Raw genomic sequence first — 16,412 nt, 5'->3', positions numbered from 1 at the left:
ATTATAAACAGGAGCAGATAAAAAAATAGCTATTGGAGGAATTTATTATGTCATTGATCAATAAACAAGTTGAAGATTTTAAAGTACAAGCTTACCATGCAGGAGAATTCAAAGAAGTTACCCTTGAAGATGTTAAAGGAAAATGGGCAGTATTCTTTTTCTACCCAGCTGACTTCTCTTTCGTATGTCCAACTGAATTAGCTGATCTTCAAGATAACTATGAAACATTCAAGGAAATTGGTTGTGAAGTTTACTCAGTTTCAACAGATACTCATTTCAGCCACAAAGGATGGGCAGATGCTACTGATACAATCGGTAAAATCCAATATCCAATGTTAGCTGACCCAGCAAACGTTTTATCCCGTCAATTCGGTGTATTGATTGAAGAAGATGGATTGGCTCTACGTGGAACTTTCATCGTGAATCCAGAAGGACAAATTAAAGCATACGAAATTAATGACCTAGGAATTGGCCGTAATGCTGAAGAACTTGTAAGAAAAGTTCAAGCTGCGCAATTCGTAGCGGAACATGGAGATAAAGTTTGCCCTGCAAAATGGACTCCAGGTGAAGCCACTCTTGAACCAAGCCTAGACCTTGTAGGTAAACTTTAATTTATAACGGCTCGTCCATTTCTACAGATAATGGACATACCCAGCATTGATGTACGATTACAGGGACAACTCGTCCAGCAAGATCTTATGACAAAAGGCACTTACCTAAAATAAGTGCCTTTTGTTTTTCAAAATAATCAGTTTAGCACGTATTATCACTCAGCAAGGAGCACAAAAGATGAAAAAAATCTATGATTTATTAATTATTGGCGGCGGACCTGCAGGCCTCTCAGCCGGCGTCTATGCAGGAAGAGCTAAGTTAAAAACAATAATTCTTGAAAAAGGAACTGGCGGCGGACAAGCTGCAACTACATCGGAAATAGCCAATTATCCTGGTATCCGTCATATATCGGGCCCTAGGTTAGTTGAAGAAATGAAGCTTCAAAACGAGGATTTTGGCGTTGAATTCGCTAAAGCTGATGTAACGGGCGTGGATTTCTCCGGTGAGGTGAAAGTCGTTAAAACGCTTGGCGGGGACTACCATGCCCGCGCCGTCATCATTGCAACGGGTGCTTCTCCAAGAACACTAGGATTTCCAGGTGAAGAGGAATTTACTGGCCGCGGTGTAGCATATTGTTCAACATGTGATGGTGAATTCTTTGAAGGGTTGGAAGTCTTCGTTATCGGGGCAGGATATGCAGCCGCCGAAGAAGCTATATTCCTGACCCGCTTTGCTACAAAAGTTACAATCATCGCCCGGGAATCAAGCTTCTCGTGTGCCCCGTCCATTGTGGATAAAGTAATGGCAAATGATAAGATTGAAGTGAAATTCAATACGGAGATTCTTGGGGTATATGGAGACGGGATGATTCAAAGTGCCCGTTTCATCAATAATGAGACTAAAGAAGAATTTGAATATAAGGCGAAGGAAGAAGACAGCACGTTTGGAGTTTTCGTTTTCATAGGGTATGAGCCGAAAACAGAGATATTCAAGGGCCACATCGAAATGGATCATGCCGGTTACATTTTAACCGATGATGATATGAAGACTAATGTGAAAGGTGTCTATGCAGCGGGCGACCTAAGGCCAAAATCCTTGCGCCAGATTATTACAGCTGTATCTGATGGAGCGATTGCAGCAACGGATGCCGGTAAATATATTGAAGAAGAAAAAGATCGCCTAGGAATCAAAGATGAACCTGAAGTTGAAAAACCGGCGAAAAAAGAACAGGCTGCTGTCCCGGCAGGTAAGAGCGCTTTATTAAGTGATGCGTTACGGGGCCAATTAAAGGGAATCTTCGGCAAAATGGAGAGCGAAGTAACATTGGTGTCCATCGTCGATGAAAGCTTGCCAAAATCGGTCGAATTGCGAGACTTCTTGTTGGATGTTGCGGAATTGGGAGACAAGCTGCATCTTGAGTTATACAACAAGGGGGAAAGTCCGGAAATTGAAGGAAAAATCAATGCAGATAAGTTCCCTGTCGTTTCCCTCTTAAATTCGAATGGTGAATACAGTGGCGTCAAATACCACGGTGTACCAGGCGGCCATGAGTTGAATTCCTTCATTTTGGCTATCTATAACTTGGCCGGTCCTGGTCAAGCATTGGATTCGGTCGTATTGAATTCAATTAAGGGAATCAGTAAAAAAGCGAACATTAAGGTTATGGTTTCATTGGCATGTCACTACTGTCCAGACGTTGTAGTGGGTGCACAGCGCATTGCGATTGAAAACCCTAACGTTGAAGCTGAAATGGTCGATATAAGCAATTTCCAGGATATCAAGAAGAAATATAAAGTCATGAGCGTGCCGGCCATGATCATCAATGATGAAGAAGTGGTATTCGGAGCTAAGAAAATTGATGAAATCGCTGCATTATTAGTATGATAGAACACTAAATCGATAGGGGCCCCTATCGATTTTTTTTATGTTAAAAATCAATAGATATCATGAAGGTTTACATTCTTTTATTCATAACCCTTGTCCATTTGCATAAACTTGTACAAAAACAAGTAAAGAGACGAGGGGGCACTCATGCGTTTTCCATATAAAGGGTTATCAAGTTTGTGTATCGTCATTCTCCTGTTGTCTTTTATGGCACCCGTACAAAACGCCAATGCAAATGTATCTGTAAGTGCCCATAGTGCGATTTTAATGGATGAGGATAGCGGAAGGGTCATATATGAAGTGAATGCTCATGAAAAGAACCGCATAGCAAGCATTACGAAAATAATGACGGCTATCTTGGCTATTGAATCGGGACTAATGGATGAAACAGTGAAGGTTAGCAGCAATGCCTTCGGGACGGAGGGCTCATCACTTTATTTAAAAGAAGGAGAAAAAATTAAGCTCGAAGATTTGGTTTACGGCTTGATGCTTCGTTCAGGTAATGATGCAGCAGTCGCAATCAGCGAAAAGGTTGGGGGAAGCCTGGATGGATTCGTGTGGATGATGAATCAAAAGGCGGAAGAAATCGGGATGAAAAATACCCATTTTTCAAATCCACATGGTTTGGACAATACGAAAAACCATTATTCAACCGCATATGATATGGCGATACTCACTCGTTATGCCATGCAAAATGAAACGTATGCAAAGATTGCCGGCACAAAGGAACACAGGGCACCTAATTCCACAGAACAATGGGATTATGTATGGAAGAACAAAAACCGCCTACTTACACAATTGTATGAGTATTGCACAGGGGGGAAAACAGGGTATACCAAACTAGCAAAACGTACCTTGGTCACAACCGCAACAAAAGACGGGCATGACCTGATTGCTGTGACATTGAATGGTCCGGATGATTGGAATGATCATATTCAAATGTACGAATCCGCATTTAAGGATTATAAGCCAACAGAAATTTTACCTGAAGGCATGGTAAAGAATATGGAAAATAAAATATATAAAGGGCATGTCTACATTAAAAAAGATTTTTCGTACCCACTGACAAAAGAAGAGAGAAAGTTGGTCAATGTGAAAATGAAATTGTTGAAGCCACAGAGGGCTTGGAAGGATAAAAGGAAAATCCCTGCAGTGGTCGGCAGAGCATCCATCTATCTTGATGGAAAGAAAATAGGTAGTCGTTCGATTTTTTATGGGGAATCAAAAGAAAGCTTCAAGCAACAATCATTCCAATCTTCATGGGCTGAGGTATTTGAAGCAGTATTGGGAATCGGACGCAATGGTTAATTACATTTGGTTCGGGATGTTTGTGATCGGTATTGTCTTTGGCATGATCAATGGGACGATGGATCAGGTGAATGAAGCTCTATTTGTCAGCGCAAAGGAAGCGGTCACCCTTTGCCTGGGACTGATGAGCATACTTGTCTTTTGGCTGGGTTTGATGAAAATAGCGGAGGAATCGGGGCTGTTAGATAAACTATCCAATTTGTTCAAGCCGTTCATGAGATGGCTATTCCCTGAAGTGCCTCCCAATCATCCCGCTATGGGGTATATACTTTCCAATATGATGGCAAACACATTTGGATTGGGGAATGCAGCTACGCCTCTTGGTATAAAAGCCATGGAACAGCTAAAGAAACTAAATGGGGGAAAAACAACGGTCAGCCGCTCGATGGTCACTTTTTTAGCCATCAATACTTCAAGCGTAACGTTGATTCCGACTACAGTCATTGCTATCCGCATGAATTACGATGCCCACTCCCCGACGGACATCGTTTTTCCGACCATAATAGCAACGGCCATTTCTGCAGTTGGAGGAATTGCGATAGATCGATATTTTTATTACAAGAGAAAGAGGAGCGGGAGGGAATAGGATGTTGCACTGGATGACCACCATTTCAATTTGGATGATACCGATTTTGATCCTCTGTATATTACTGTACGGTACATTGAAAAGAGTCCCCACCTATGAGACCTTCGTTGAGGGGGGGAAAGAAGGAATCAGCATGTCTTTTTCCCTCATCCCTTTTCTGGTAGGGATGCTAGTGGCGATTTCAGTATTTAGGGCATCGGGGGCATTGGACTTCATTGTACAATCACTGCACCCCTTGCTTTCCCTTCTTCATTTTCCGTCTGAGGTTTTACCCCTTGCGATCATTAGACCAATATCCGGAACAGCCGCTTTAGGAATGACCAGCGACCTGATATCTGTTTATGGACCGGATTCCTTTATTGGGCGCTTGGCTGCCACGATTCAGGGAAGTACAGATACCACCTTCTATGTATTGACCGTTTATTTTGGAGCTGTCGGGATCAAAAAAATGGGTGATGCCCTAAAGGTCGGTCTTTTGGCAGACTTGATCGGTATCATAGCTGCCGTTATCGTCGTTACATTGGTTTTCGGTATGAATTAAAGGCTAGGGAAATGGGCGATTCCATTTCTTTTTTTTTGTCTTTTTTCTTAAACAATCGGCTATGTCAAGCTCTCCATTCTTAAACGGAAACGAACTTTCATCCAAAAGAAACATTTTTTTGTATGGAAAAATAAGCTATGTTACACTCATTATGGAAACCAACCCATTTAACCGTCCCATTATTGGTGTAATAATAAAAGAAAAGCTCTTATTCGCGAAAAACCTTTTGTTTTTGCCTCTCAATATGTAATAATTGTATGATTGTGTATGTATAGACAATAACAAACGAATGATTATACTATGGGGTGAAGATAGATGGAACGATTACAAAAGGTGATAGCACATGCTGGACTGGCTTCCCGCCGTAAAGCAGAAGAGTTGATTTTAGAAGGTAAGGTAAAGGTGAACGGCAAAGTAGTGAAGGAATTAGGTGTGAAAGTTGGACCTAATGATAAAGTTGAGGTTAATGAGGTCCCGCTAGAAAAAGAAGCACCGGTTTATTTCCTATTCTATAAACCGCGCGGCGTCATTTCGGCAGTTTCTGATGATAAGAATAGAAAAGTCGTAACTGACTTTTTCCCTTACATCAATGAACGGATTTATCCAGTTGGCCGCTTGGATTACGATACTTCGGGCTTATTGATTTTAACCAATGACGGGGAATTTGCAAACACGTTAATGCATCCTAAGCATGAAGTGGATAAAGTGTATGTGGCAAAAGTGAAAGGGATGCCTTTGCGTGAAAGCTTGAAAAAGTTGGATAAAGGTATCAAGTTGGAGGATGGCAAGACTGCACCAGCCAAGACAAGGGTATTGTCTACCGACAAGAAAAAGGAAACGGCGATAGTTGAAATCACAATACATGAAGGCAGGAACAGGCAAGTCCGCCGGATGTTCGAAGCAATTGGCCATCCCGTCATTAAATTGAAGAGGGAACAATATGGTTTCTTGACCTTGGACGGTTTAACAGCAGGAGATTCCCGGGAGCTGACTCCGCATGAAGTTAAATTAATGCGGACTTTAGCAACGACCGAACCTAAACAGCGGAGAATGTAAGAAAGGTTTTTCCCCTGTATTAATAGGTTGACCACTACCCCATTCTTCACCTGGAAGAATGGGTGGTGGAAAACAACCTGTAAATACCTTTTCCTTCATGAATCAGGAAAGAATGTCACAAAACCTTCAGAAATGTAAATAAAAAGGACATGGCGTTAAATGGTATAATGGTATGGTTAAATTTAGTGTGGCCTTAGGAGGATCTCTATGGATAAAAAGAAGCGACGCCTGATTAGCAGAACCATCATTCTCCTGCTTTTAGGTGCAGCTTTAGTGTTTGCCCTTTATACGAACTTCACTAAAGATAAGAATGAAAGTCTGAGAAAAGGATCCGATGCACCGAATTTCGTCTTGACTGATATGGAAGGCAAAGAGCATAAACTTTCCGATTACAAGGGAAAAGGCGTCTTCCTGAACTTTTGGGGTACATATTGCAAGCCGTGTGAATACGAAATGCCTTATATGGACAATCAATACAAAAACTTTAAAGAACAGGGCGTTGAAATATTGGCGGTAAATGTCGGGGAATCTGACTATGCTGTCAATAATTTCATTACAAAGCATGATCTGACCTTTCCTGTCATGATCGATAAAGGTAGGGAAGTGGAAAATGCTTATCGCGTGGATGTATTGCCTGTCACCTTTTTGGTCGATAAAGAGGGGAAAGTGATAGATATCATCACCGGAGCTTTGACAGAAGAGAGCATCCAAAAACATATGGAGAGAATTAAACCATAATATTGGGGAGTTTTTGACATGAAAGAAGTAAAATGCGATTGTGGTCATATAAATCCGTTTGGCACAAAGATTTGTGGGAAATGCGGAATGGTGCTTGGTAACGAAAGAGACAACAAGCTTATTGATATGAGATATGAAGGAAGTGCCAGGCGTTCACAAACATATAAAAAAACGATCATCGATAAAATATGGAACTTCTTTTCTTCCGTTAAGGTAGGGGTGACGCTTATTGTCATTGCCTTGATCGCTTCAGCCATCGGGACGATTTTACCTCAGGAAATGTACATCCCTTCAACAGCTACGCCTGCAGAGCATTATGAACTGGAATACGGCTGGTTCGGAAGAGTGTATTATGAACTCGGGTTTCATAACTTGTATAGTTCATGGTGGTATCTGATTATCATAGGCATGCTGGGCATATCACTATTGATTGCCAGTATCGATCGGTTCTTTCCATTATATCGATCGTTAAAAAAACAAGGGGTTACACGTCATGACGGTTTCATGAAACGTCAGCGGATTTATGGGGTGACAAAGCTTGAAGACCAAGATATAAACCTTGAAGAAGTAAAGGATAGACTAAAAAGGCAGCGTTATCATATACGTGAGGAGAACGGTCATATACTTGCCGAAAAGGGTCGTTTTTCACGTTGGGGACCATATGTTAATCATATTGGACTTATCATTTTCTTAATTGGAGCATTATTGCGTTCTGTCCCTGGGATGTATATCGACAAAGTACTTTGGCTGCGTGAAGGCGAAAGAAAAGAAATCCCGGGTACAAATGGTGAGTATTACCTCCAGAATAATGAATTTACCTTAGAGGTATATGACAAAGAGAATGATGAAGATGAGCAGTACAGTGCTGCAATTGATAAAACCGGTACGATCGCAAAAACCTATCAATCCGATGTTACGTTGTATGAGCGCAACGGAGAGACCTTACCAGGGGAAAAAGTGGACCTTGTTAAACTTAAAGATTATAAAATCAAAGTCAATGAACCTCTGAAACATGATCATTATGCCCTCTACCAAGTAGACTATAAACTGGATGAGCTCAGTACGATGTCTTTTAATTTGATAAATAAAAAAACCGAAGAGAAATATGGAAGCTTAAAGGTTGATTTGAACAATCCACAAAAGAAATACGAGTTGAAAGAAGGATATTCCGTTGACTTGATCAGTTACTTCCCCGATTTCGAGTTCGATGAAAAAGGTGAGCCAAGAACGATATCGAAGATTCCGAATAATCCAGCATTTATCTTTAAAATGCATACCCCGGATAAGCCAGAGGGTGAGGTCAGTTTCGTGGCGATTAAGGAGACTGTGGAGCCTTTAGGGGAAAACACTTATAAAATGGCTTTTAATGGTGTGGAAACCCAAGATGTCACGGCTTTGACTGTCAGGAAGGATTTAACGCTTTGGATATTATTCACGGGTGGAATCATTTTCATGATCGGAGTTGTCCAAGGGTCTTATTGGAATCACCGGCGTATATGGATTAAGAGGAAAGATGATGAGATATTAATGGCCGGCCATACAAACAAAAACTGGCACGGTATTAAAAGAGATATAAAACAAGCGATAGAATCGACATCACTTTCCGAACCAATGGATCAACTTGAAGATGAGAAATCTTCTAGTAAGGGGGAAGTTTTAAATGGCTGAATTGAGCAGTAACTTTTTATATGCAGCTTTCTTATTATATCTTGTCGCTACCTTTTTCTTTGGCGGATCAATCAAGGATAAACGCGGAGCGGAGGAAAAGAAACAAAACAAATGGGCTAAACTGGGCATTTTCATCACCATTTTCGGTTTCGCGGCTCAAATTGGGTATTTCATCACTAGATGGATTGCTGCCGGCCATGCCCCGGTAAGTAACCTGTTTGAATTTACAACCTTTTTCGGAATGATGCTGGTCGGTGCTTTCATATTAATTTATTTTCTTTATAAAACACCTGCCCTTGGGCTATTCGCTTTACCGATTGCGTTATTGATAATCGCATATGCAAGTATGTTCCCTACAGAGATTTCGCCACTCATTCCTGCATTGCAGAGCGATTGGCTTCATATTCATGTAACGACTGCAGCGGCAGGACAGTCGATCCTTGCCATTAGTTTCGTTACTGCCATCATTTATTTAATCAAATTCGTCGATCAGACACAATCAAGCAAAAGAACGTTCTGGCTTGAAGGTATCATGTTCACATTAGTCTGCACCATCGGATTCGTCATCATCACTTCTTCTTTTGCTGCGATGGATTATAAGGCTAATTTTGATTGGGTCGATAAACACGGAGCCGAGGTCAAACAGGAATTCAACCTACCGGCATTGGTTGGTCCCAATGAAGGGAAACTTATCGAGACTGATCGATTTGAACCACTGGTGGACATGCCTGCACTGATCAATGCCAAGAAGCTGAACACTGTACTTTGGTCATTCGGTATTGGGCTCATCTTGTATGGTTTAATAAGGTTGATTGCTCGCAAAAGAGTGGCAGCATTGATTAAACCGATCGTTAAAAATGTGAATTTGAATTTATTGGACGAGATTAGCTATCGTTCGGTCCTTATCGGTTTTCCGATTTTCACTCTCGGGGCCCTCATTTTTGCAATGATCTGGGCTCAAGTGGCCTGGACACGATTCTGGGGCTGGGATCCGAAAGAGGTCTGGGCACTGGTTACGTGGTTGTTTTATGCAGCTTTCTTGCATCTGCGCATGTCAAAGGGATGGCAAGGGGAAAAATCAGCTTGGCTTGCCGTCATCGGTTTTGCCATCATTATGTTTAACTTGATATTCGTCAATCTTGTTATTGCTGGTTTGCATTCATATGCTTGATTCTGTATTGTAATATTTAAATGAAGGGGGTCTTTTGATAGAAACGTCGAGGAGTTGGCTTATCGATTTTTCTAGAGAATGATCCCTTTTTCAGTCAATGCCATTAATAAGGATATTTCGGTGAAATGGCATTTATGAACTTTTAGTGAGCGCTCGAAGCCTTTTTTTGTGACAAAATGGTGAAAGGTTCATGGAAGCCATGCAAAAAATGGCTCTTTATCGTACTTTATAAGGAAAAAGTATTAGTCATGGAAGTTTTCATTTTGTAGAATATAGGATAGGAGGCTGATTACATAATGTATAATGCTATAAAAATTCTCGTGGTGGATGATGAGGAAAGAATCCGCCGGCTGCTAAAGATGTATTTGGAAAGAGAAGAATACATAATCGATGAAGCTGAAAATGGAGATATGGCTTTAACAAAAGCCCTTGAAAATGAGTATGATTTAATTTTATTGGATATTATGATGCCTGGTAAAGATGGAATCGAAGTTTGCCGTGAATTAAGGGAAAAGAAAACGACACCGATTATCATGCTGACTGCTAAAGGGGAAGAAGTGAACCGCGTTCAAGGATTCGAAGTGGGGACCGATGATTATATCGTAAAGCCGTTCAGTCCCCGTGAAGTCGTATTAAGGGTTAAAGCTTTATTACGTCGCTCTTCAAGCACTAGTTACATGCAGACGGAAACGACGGCAAAAGATGTGATCGTCTTCTCGCATCTAACCATTGATAATGATGCTCACCGTGTTCTTGCCGATAACAAAGAGGTCTCATTAACACCCAAAGAATATGAATTATTATATTTCTTGGCGAAATCTCCAGATAAGGTTTTCGACCGGGAGCAATTGTTAAAAGAAGTTTGGCACTATGAATTCTTTGGGGATCTTCGAACTGTTGACACGCATGTTAAACGCTTACGTGAAAAATTAAACCGCATATCCGAAAACGCAGCCAAGATGATTGTCACTGTTTGGGGTGTAGGTTACAAGTTCGAAGTCATTAATGACTGATGCTATGGGGCAGTGTTGTAGGGAAGCTATGGGCAACGATCCTATTGCTCGTGTCATTTGTACTAATTGTTTTAACCGTTCTGCTGGTCGAATTCTTTGAGAATTTCCAGATTGAAAATATTGAAAATGATTTAACCAAAACCGCTGAACAAATCATTAAGGTAACGAATGAACATCAGGGGTCCAGCAATGAGGTTTTACAAATAGCTTCGGAATTAATAGGCAATGAAACGAAAATGATCATTCTTAATGATGACAAAATGGTATTCTCATCAATTGGAGGAGATAATGAGTTCGAAATCACGCCGGAACTCATTAAAAATGATTCCGAATTGATCAAGGTTTTTACGGAAAGAAAGACTGTAAAAAAGGAAATGGCGCTATCCGATGATGCAGACGATAAGGAATTGTCCGCAATCGTAGTAGGCATTCCACTTGAATTGAATGGGGAACAGGATGAAGTTTTCCTATTTCAATCGTTGGAGTCCATGGAAGAAACCACAAAATCGACTACACAGTTCATATTATTGGCAGCAGGCATCGCCATTATTTTGACAACGATTTTTGCTTTCTTTTTATCTACAAGAATCAATGCACCATTGGTGAAGATGAGGGAAGCCGCGCTAGCGATTGCCCGGGGGAAATTTGATACAAAGGTTCCCATCTTGACTCAAGATGAAATCGGTGAACTTGCCATAGCGTTTAACCAGATGAGAAAACAGCTGAAATTCAATATGAATGCACTTAGTCAGGAAAAGGAACATCTCTCCAGCATTCTTAGCAGTATGGCAGATGGGGTCATTACCTTCAATAAAGATGGCACAATTCTTGAAACGAATCCGCCAGCAGAAAGGTTTCTGCAATCCTGGTACTTTGAAAAGGGCTATAACCGGGAAGATAATGTCAATGTCCCATTGGTTTTGATGAATCTTTTTGATGAATCAGAGTCCTTCGATAAGGAGCAAGTCGGTGAAATTACTTTGCAGGGCCGCGATTGGGGATTCATTGTCAGTCCTCTATATACAAATGCCGACAATATTAGGGGAGCGGTGGCCATCATACGGGATATGAGCGATGAAAGACGTATGGACAAACTTAGGACTGATTTCATAGCGAATGTCTCACATGAGTTAAGAACGCCGATTTCAATGTTGCAAGGATATAGTGAAGCGATCGTAGATGACATTGCGAGCAGTGAAGAGGAAAAGGTGGAAATGGCCCGCATCATCTATGATGAGTCTTTGAGAATGGGCCGTTTAGTCAACGACCTCCTCGATCTAGCTAAATTGGAATCGGGTAAAATGAACCTTAGCTATGAATGCGTACCTATTTCTCCTTATTTAAAGAGGATCACAAGTAAGTTTTCCGGGCTGGCTAAAGAAAAGGGGATCACCATATCAGCCAGCATGCAAGACGATCAAATTCAATGGCACTTCGATCCGGACCGCATTGAACAGGTTTTGACCAATTTAATTGATAATGCGATTCGTCATACTCCTCCGGGCGGTAACATTGATGTCATTCAGAGGACAAGTGATCGAAGGGGACTGATCATTGATGTCAGGGACTCTGGATCTGGGATTCCCGAAGAAGATTTGCCTTTTGTATTCGAGAGGTTTTATAAAGCGGATAAAGCAAGGACCCGCGGCCGTTCGGGCACCGGGTTGGGTTTGGCAATCGTAAAAAATATAATCAATGCCCATGATGGCTTCATTTCGGTAAACAGTTTACCTAATAAAGGGACGACGTTCAGTTTTATCCTGCCTCGAATTATGGAAAATGCTGAATGACGGGTGGCTTGCCAAAAAATCTTGTTTCATAAGGAATTGAGAAAAACAAAGGCAATTGGATTTCTTTCCAACTTGTCTTTGTTTTTTTTAGGAAACAAAATAAGAAGTCCCTGATATGTGGAAATTAACGGAACTTTATAATAAGATTAAAGCCGAAGTATGTAACTTTTGTTTTGGATTGACGACTATATTTATGAACGGATGTGGGGAAATGATGGATTCCGTTTTCCACGATCTTTATGAAAAATATCATCAGGAAATATATCAATTCATTTTTTATATGACTAAAAATCGAGAAACATCGGAGGACCTTGTTCAGGAAGTATATATACGGGTGATGAAGGCTTATGAACGCTTCGAAGGAAAAAGCAGTGAAAAAACGTGGATGTACTCGATTGCAAGAAATGTGACGATTGATTACTTTCGGAAACAAAAAGGGTGGAAAGATAAAATCTTTCCTAACTTTGATTGGGATAGGCAATTGATAAAAGATAAAGAGCCCATTCCGGAAGAAGTGGCTATCATGAACGGTGAAATCCAAGATATTTATCATTGCTTAAACCGGTGTACCACGAATCAAAGATCCGTCATCATATTACGATATATTCAGGGACTGTCCATTACGGAAACTGCTGAAGTATTGAATTGGAGTGAAAGTAAGGTAAAAACGACCCAGCACCGTGCTTTGAAGGCTATTAAAAAGTTGATGGAAGATTTATCTGGAAAGGAGGGCCACCGCATTGAGAAGATCCCGTTGGAAAGAAAGCGAAATTGAAGACATGCTGCGCGAGCTTCCGAAATTAAAAGATGACCGAACCAAGGCAGAGGTGTTTGCGAGAATATATGATAAGAAGAAAAAGAAACACTGGATACCTCTATTTGCGGGTGTTGCCTCCTTATTCTTAATGGTTGTTTTGGCATCATCTTTAATTATTGAAAAAAAAGGAACGACAAGTCAAGAGGACAGCGGCAGTAGTGGGAAATTATCTCTATCTGAAAATAAGGGAATGGCAGATCTTGAACGCCAGGATGCGAGTAACAAAGAAAATCATTCAGCGGATAGGCAGGATAATCAAAAGTTTTCGAGTAAGCAAGCGGAAATAGAATCTAAAGAAAAGGTTTCAGAAATGGAACCCCGACAATGGAAAAAGGAAAAAACAATTGCACAAGCGATCTATCAAGATGACCTTAAAAATGCATCAATCATTACGATGGGTGTCCCAGATGATCAAATGAATTTCATTGTTCCCATTTCGATTAAACTCAAACATTATGACGAAAGTGATAAACTGAATCAGTTAGTTAATCAAATGTCCGATGTGGATGAAGAGCAATATGGGCTATCTGACTATTTTCCACTTGATATAAAGATCAGCCAAGGAAACGATATGACCACTGCTCATATTGATTTTCAAGAAAAAAGCCGACTATTGGATGAAGATACACTTTTTCTCCATTCGATGGAGGAAACGCTTTCCTATAACAAAATAGAGAAAATGACATTTTCTACAGATGGTAAGCAAGGTGCCATGTTTGCGCACGCAGGTTATTTAAAAGAAATGGATATACCTCATCAAAAAAATCGCACATACTTTCTTTACCAAAAGGATGAGTCCTCCCCGAGGTTCCTTGTTCCAAGCAATATGGGTTATCAGGACTTTGAGGAGGCGCTGCAAGCTGGAAAAGGGGAGGCGGACATCGAAGGAATTTCACCTGCAATCCCGCATGACCTGAAATGGGAAAGGATAAGCTCTAATGGAAATCTTGTGATCATTCAATTATCAGATCAAGTTGCCATTGAAAATAGTAAGGAATCCCTTCAAGCTTTAGAAGCCATACTCTTCATTGCCAAGGATTTTGGTTTTGAAAAAGTGAAGTTTGAAAATGCTCCCATTGAAGAGGTAGGCCAGCTGAATTTAACTGAAGACATATTGGTGCCCAAAGCACCGAACCAAGTGAATTGAGGTGTGATAAAACACCCGGTCTATGGTTGGCAAAAGCCCCTTGCATTCACAGAAAAAGTGCCCGTGCTGGACGGGCACTTTTTTCTACTTATAATGAAATACGGGCCATGAATGTAATTTCTTCTGTTTCCATTAAAAATTGTTTCATGTTGTCTTCTAATGGTAAATCAAAGCTCAAAACCATGATGGCTTCCCCGCCAGCTTCTTTTCGGCCAACCTGCATGGTTGCGATATTCACATCGTGATCACCTAGGACCTTACCTACGTTACCGATTACACCAGGTTTATCGGTATGCTGGATATAAAGTAAATTCGATTCTGGTTGAAAGTCGATTTTGAAACCATTCAAACTTACAATTCGAGAACCGTAATTTTCGATATAGGTTCCACTGATTGTTAATTCACGGTTGTCACCTTTTACTTTAAGGCTGATCAAATTCGAGTAACCTAAAGAGTCCGTAGAGATTTTTTCACCAACGGTTATGCCACGCTCTTTTGCGATCAACAAGGCATTCACTTCATTGACTGATGCATCGACTCTTGATCTGAAAAAGCCAGAGATTAGACTTTTTGTAAGAATCGCTGTATCGAAATCCAATGATTCTCCTGCATACGTAACGGAGATTTCCTGAATTCCTTCATTCATGCACTGAGAAGCAATGGATCCCATTTGCTGAACAAGTTGATAGAATGGCTGTACCTTTTCAAACACTTCTTTAGATATGGCTGGAAGGTTGATTGAACTTGAGACTGGGTTTCCTTCAAAATAGGTCAATACTTCCTGGGCAACTTGTACCGCAACATTTAATTGGGCTTCTTTCGTGGAAGCACCAAGATGCGGTGTAGCAATGACGCTATCCAGTTCAAGCAGTTTATGGCCAAGTGGAGGTTCTTCGACGAAAACGTCCAGTGCCGCCCCTGCAACACGTCCTTCGATTAACATTTCATATAAATCATCTTCGTCCAGAATTCCACCACGGGCGCAGTTTAGTACATAAACCCCCTTTTTACAGGTAAGCAGTTTTTCTTTATTGATTAATCCTCTAGTATCATTCGTTAATGGTGTATGAACTGTAATGATGTCTGCTTTAGGAAGCAATTCATCTAACGGCAGGGCCGTTACGGACATTTTCTTTGCACGATCGACAGTCAGGTACGGATCATAGACAATGACATCCATGCCAAACACTTTAGCACGTTTTGCAATTTCCCCTCCGATACGTCCAAAGCCAACTATACCTAATGTTTTACCTCGAAGTTCAGTTCCTGTATAAGAAGAACGTTTCCACTCCCCATTCTTCAGTGAAGCATAAGCTTGCGGAATGTGGCGCATTAATGAAGCCATCATCGCAAATGTATGTTCAGCTGTTGAAATGGTATTGCCGTCAGGTGCATTAACCACGACAATCCCGCGTTTTGTTGCTGCCGGGATGTCTATGTTATCAACACCGACACCAGCGCGTGCTATAATCTTTAATTGCGGCATACGGTTCATTAACTCTTCCGAAACCTTCGTTGCACTTCTCACAAGAATTGCATCGATCCGATCAAGTTCGTTTGCAGCTTCCTCTACGGTTTTCTGAATGAGATGAATATTGGATGCCTCTGATAGCGGTTCGAGTCCTTCTGGTTTAATGGCGTCTGCTACTAAAATCCGATACACGTCTAAACACCTTCCTAGGGAAAAGAATTATCTTAAATTTCAGTTAATTTTACAATTGAAATGCTTATTATGTCAATTTGGCTTATTTAGATGTAAGCGCTTAATAACAGTATTTTTTATCTGATCTTTTGATTAATATCGTGATATAAATGGCTTCGTCTTCGTTTGCATAATATAAAAAAATTTTCGCTATTTGTTTTAAACCATTCACTGCGACGATCGATATTCATCCTAAATGCATTAATCGAGAGAAAATGCTATCAAAAAAAAGGAATTTCAGATATAATGGGAAGTATAAAAATTTTATAGGTCTATCTTCGGGGCGGGGCGCAATTCCCCACCGGCGGTGATGAAGGAATTTCTTCTTCTAAGCCCGCGAGCCTTACAAGGCAGGATTTGGTGTGATTCCAAAGCCGACAGTATAGTCTGGATGGGAGAAGATGGAGGTTCCTGAGTGCGTTTCAACAGTTATTTGCTG

Annotated in this window: 14 protein-coding genes and 1 riboswitch; of the genes, 13 read left to right on the top strand and 1 reads right to left on the bottom strand. The window is 40.8% G+C overall.

What is annotated here, in order from left to right; all coding sequences use genetic code 11:
* Nucleotides 1-47 precede the first annotated feature (47 nt).
* From ahpC to N0M92_RS12700, 13 genes are all read left to right on the top strand, one after another.
* Complete coding sequence (ahpC, locus tag N0M92_RS12760; RefSeq protein ID WP_063233159.1) at nucleotides 48-611, top strand: alkyl hydroperoxide reductase subunit C; 564 nt, start codon at nucleotides 48-50, stop codon at nucleotides 609-611.
* A gap of 178 nt (nucleotides 612-789) precedes the next feature.
* Nucleotides 790-2,436, top strand: coding sequence for an FAD-dependent oxidoreductase (locus N0M92_RS12755; protein WP_260286086.1), 1,647 nt, complete (start codon nucleotides 790-792; stop codon nucleotides 2,434-2,436).
* A 147-nt stretch (nucleotides 2,437-2,583) separates the two neighbouring features.
* Nucleotides 2,584-3,744 carry a D-alanyl-D-alanine carboxypeptidase family protein gene (locus N0M92_RS12750; protein ID WP_260286080.1) on the top strand — a complete coding sequence of 387 codons (1,161 nt, stop codon included), beginning with the start codon at nucleotides 2,584-2,586 and terminating at the stop codon, nucleotides 3,742-3,744.
* Complete coding sequence (locus tag N0M92_RS12745; protein ID WP_260286078.1) at nucleotides 3,737-4,330, top strand: nucleoside recognition domain-containing protein; 594 nt, start codon at nucleotides 3,737-3,739, stop codon at nucleotides 4,328-4,330. The genes N0M92_RS12750 and N0M92_RS12745 overlap by 8 nt, the downstream gene beginning before the upstream one ends.
* A 13-nt stretch (nucleotides 4,331-4,343) precedes the next feature.
* On the top strand, nucleotides 4,344-4,871 hold the full coding sequence (locus tag N0M92_RS12740) for a spore maturation protein (RefSeq protein ID WP_370662592.1): 528 nt from the start codon (nucleotides 4,344-4,346) through the stop codon (nucleotides 4,869-4,871).
* Nucleotides 4,872-5,186: 315 nt separating this feature from the next.
* Nucleotides 5,187-5,927 carry a 23S rRNA pseudouridine(2605) synthase RluB gene (gene rluB, locus N0M92_RS12735; protein WP_034308106.1) on the top strand — a complete coding sequence of 247 codons (741 nt, stop codon included), beginning with the start codon at nucleotides 5,187-5,189 and terminating at the stop codon, nucleotides 5,925-5,927.
* Between the two features lie 207 nt (nucleotides 5,928-6,134).
* A complete protein-coding gene (gene resA / locus N0M92_RS12730) occupies nucleotides 6,135-6,665 on the top strand; it encodes a thiol-disulfide oxidoreductase ResA (RefSeq protein ID WP_260286076.1) in 531 nt (176 codons plus the stop codon).
* A gap of 18 nt (nucleotides 6,666-6,683) precedes the next feature.
* Nucleotides 6,684-8,333 (top strand): cytochrome c biogenesis protein ResB, encoded by a 1,650-nt coding sequence (gene resB / locus N0M92_RS12725; RefSeq protein WP_260286072.1) that lies wholly within the window; start codon nucleotides 6,684-6,686, stop codon nucleotides 8,331-8,333.
* Nucleotides 8,326-9,504 carry a c-type cytochrome biogenesis protein CcsB gene (gene ccsB / locus N0M92_RS12720; protein ID WP_260286071.1) on the top strand — a complete coding sequence of 393 codons (1,179 nt, stop codon included), beginning with the start codon at nucleotides 8,326-8,328 and terminating at the stop codon, nucleotides 9,502-9,504. Before resB ends, ccsB begins: the two co-directional genes overlap by 8 nt.
* 296 nt (nucleotides 9,505-9,800) lie before the next feature.
* Complete coding sequence (locus N0M92_RS12715; protein ID WP_192205381.1) at nucleotides 9,801-10,517, top strand: response regulator; 717 nt, start codon at nucleotides 9,801-9,803, stop codon at nucleotides 10,515-10,517.
* Nucleotides 10,514-12,307: an ATP-binding protein gene (locus N0M92_RS12710; RefSeq protein WP_260286094.1), complete on the top strand. Its 1,794-nt coding sequence runs from the start codon at nucleotides 10,514-10,516 to the stop codon at nucleotides 12,305-12,307. The genes N0M92_RS12715 and N0M92_RS12710 overlap by 4 nt, the downstream gene beginning before the upstream one ends.
* A gap of 214 nt (nucleotides 12,308-12,521) precedes the next feature.
* Nucleotides 12,522-13,082: an RNA polymerase sigma factor SigX gene (gene sigX, locus N0M92_RS12705; protein WP_260286093.1), complete on the top strand. Its 561-nt coding sequence runs from the start codon at nucleotides 12,522-12,524 to the stop codon at nucleotides 13,080-13,082.
* Nucleotides 13,048-14,271 (top strand): hypothetical protein, encoded by a 1,224-nt coding sequence (locus N0M92_RS12700; RefSeq protein WP_260286068.1) that lies wholly within the window; start codon nucleotides 13,048-13,050, stop codon nucleotides 14,269-14,271. The genes sigX and N0M92_RS12700 overlap by 35 nt, the downstream gene beginning before the upstream one ends.
* Before the next feature lie 88 nt (nucleotides 14,272-14,359).
* On the opposite strand, the gene serA is transcribed toward N0M92_RS12700, so the two are convergent.
* Nucleotides 14,360-15,934, bottom strand: a complete 1,575-nt coding sequence (gene serA, locus N0M92_RS12695) for a phosphoglycerate dehydrogenase (RefSeq protein ID WP_260286067.1) — start codon at nucleotides 15,932-15,934, stop codon at nucleotides 14,360-14,362.
* 309 nt (nucleotides 15,935-16,243) lie between these two features.
* Nucleotides 16,244-16,380: riboswitch (FMN riboswitch) on the top strand.
* The last annotated feature ends 32 nt before the right edge of the window (nucleotides 16,381-16,412 follow it).

The organism is Peribacillus aracenensis (assembly GCF_025175645.1).
GTDB lineage: Bacteria > Bacillota > Bacilli > Bacillales > DSM-1321 > Peribacillus > Peribacillus aracenensis.
This window is presented reverse-complemented; position numbering and strand designations above follow the sequence as displayed.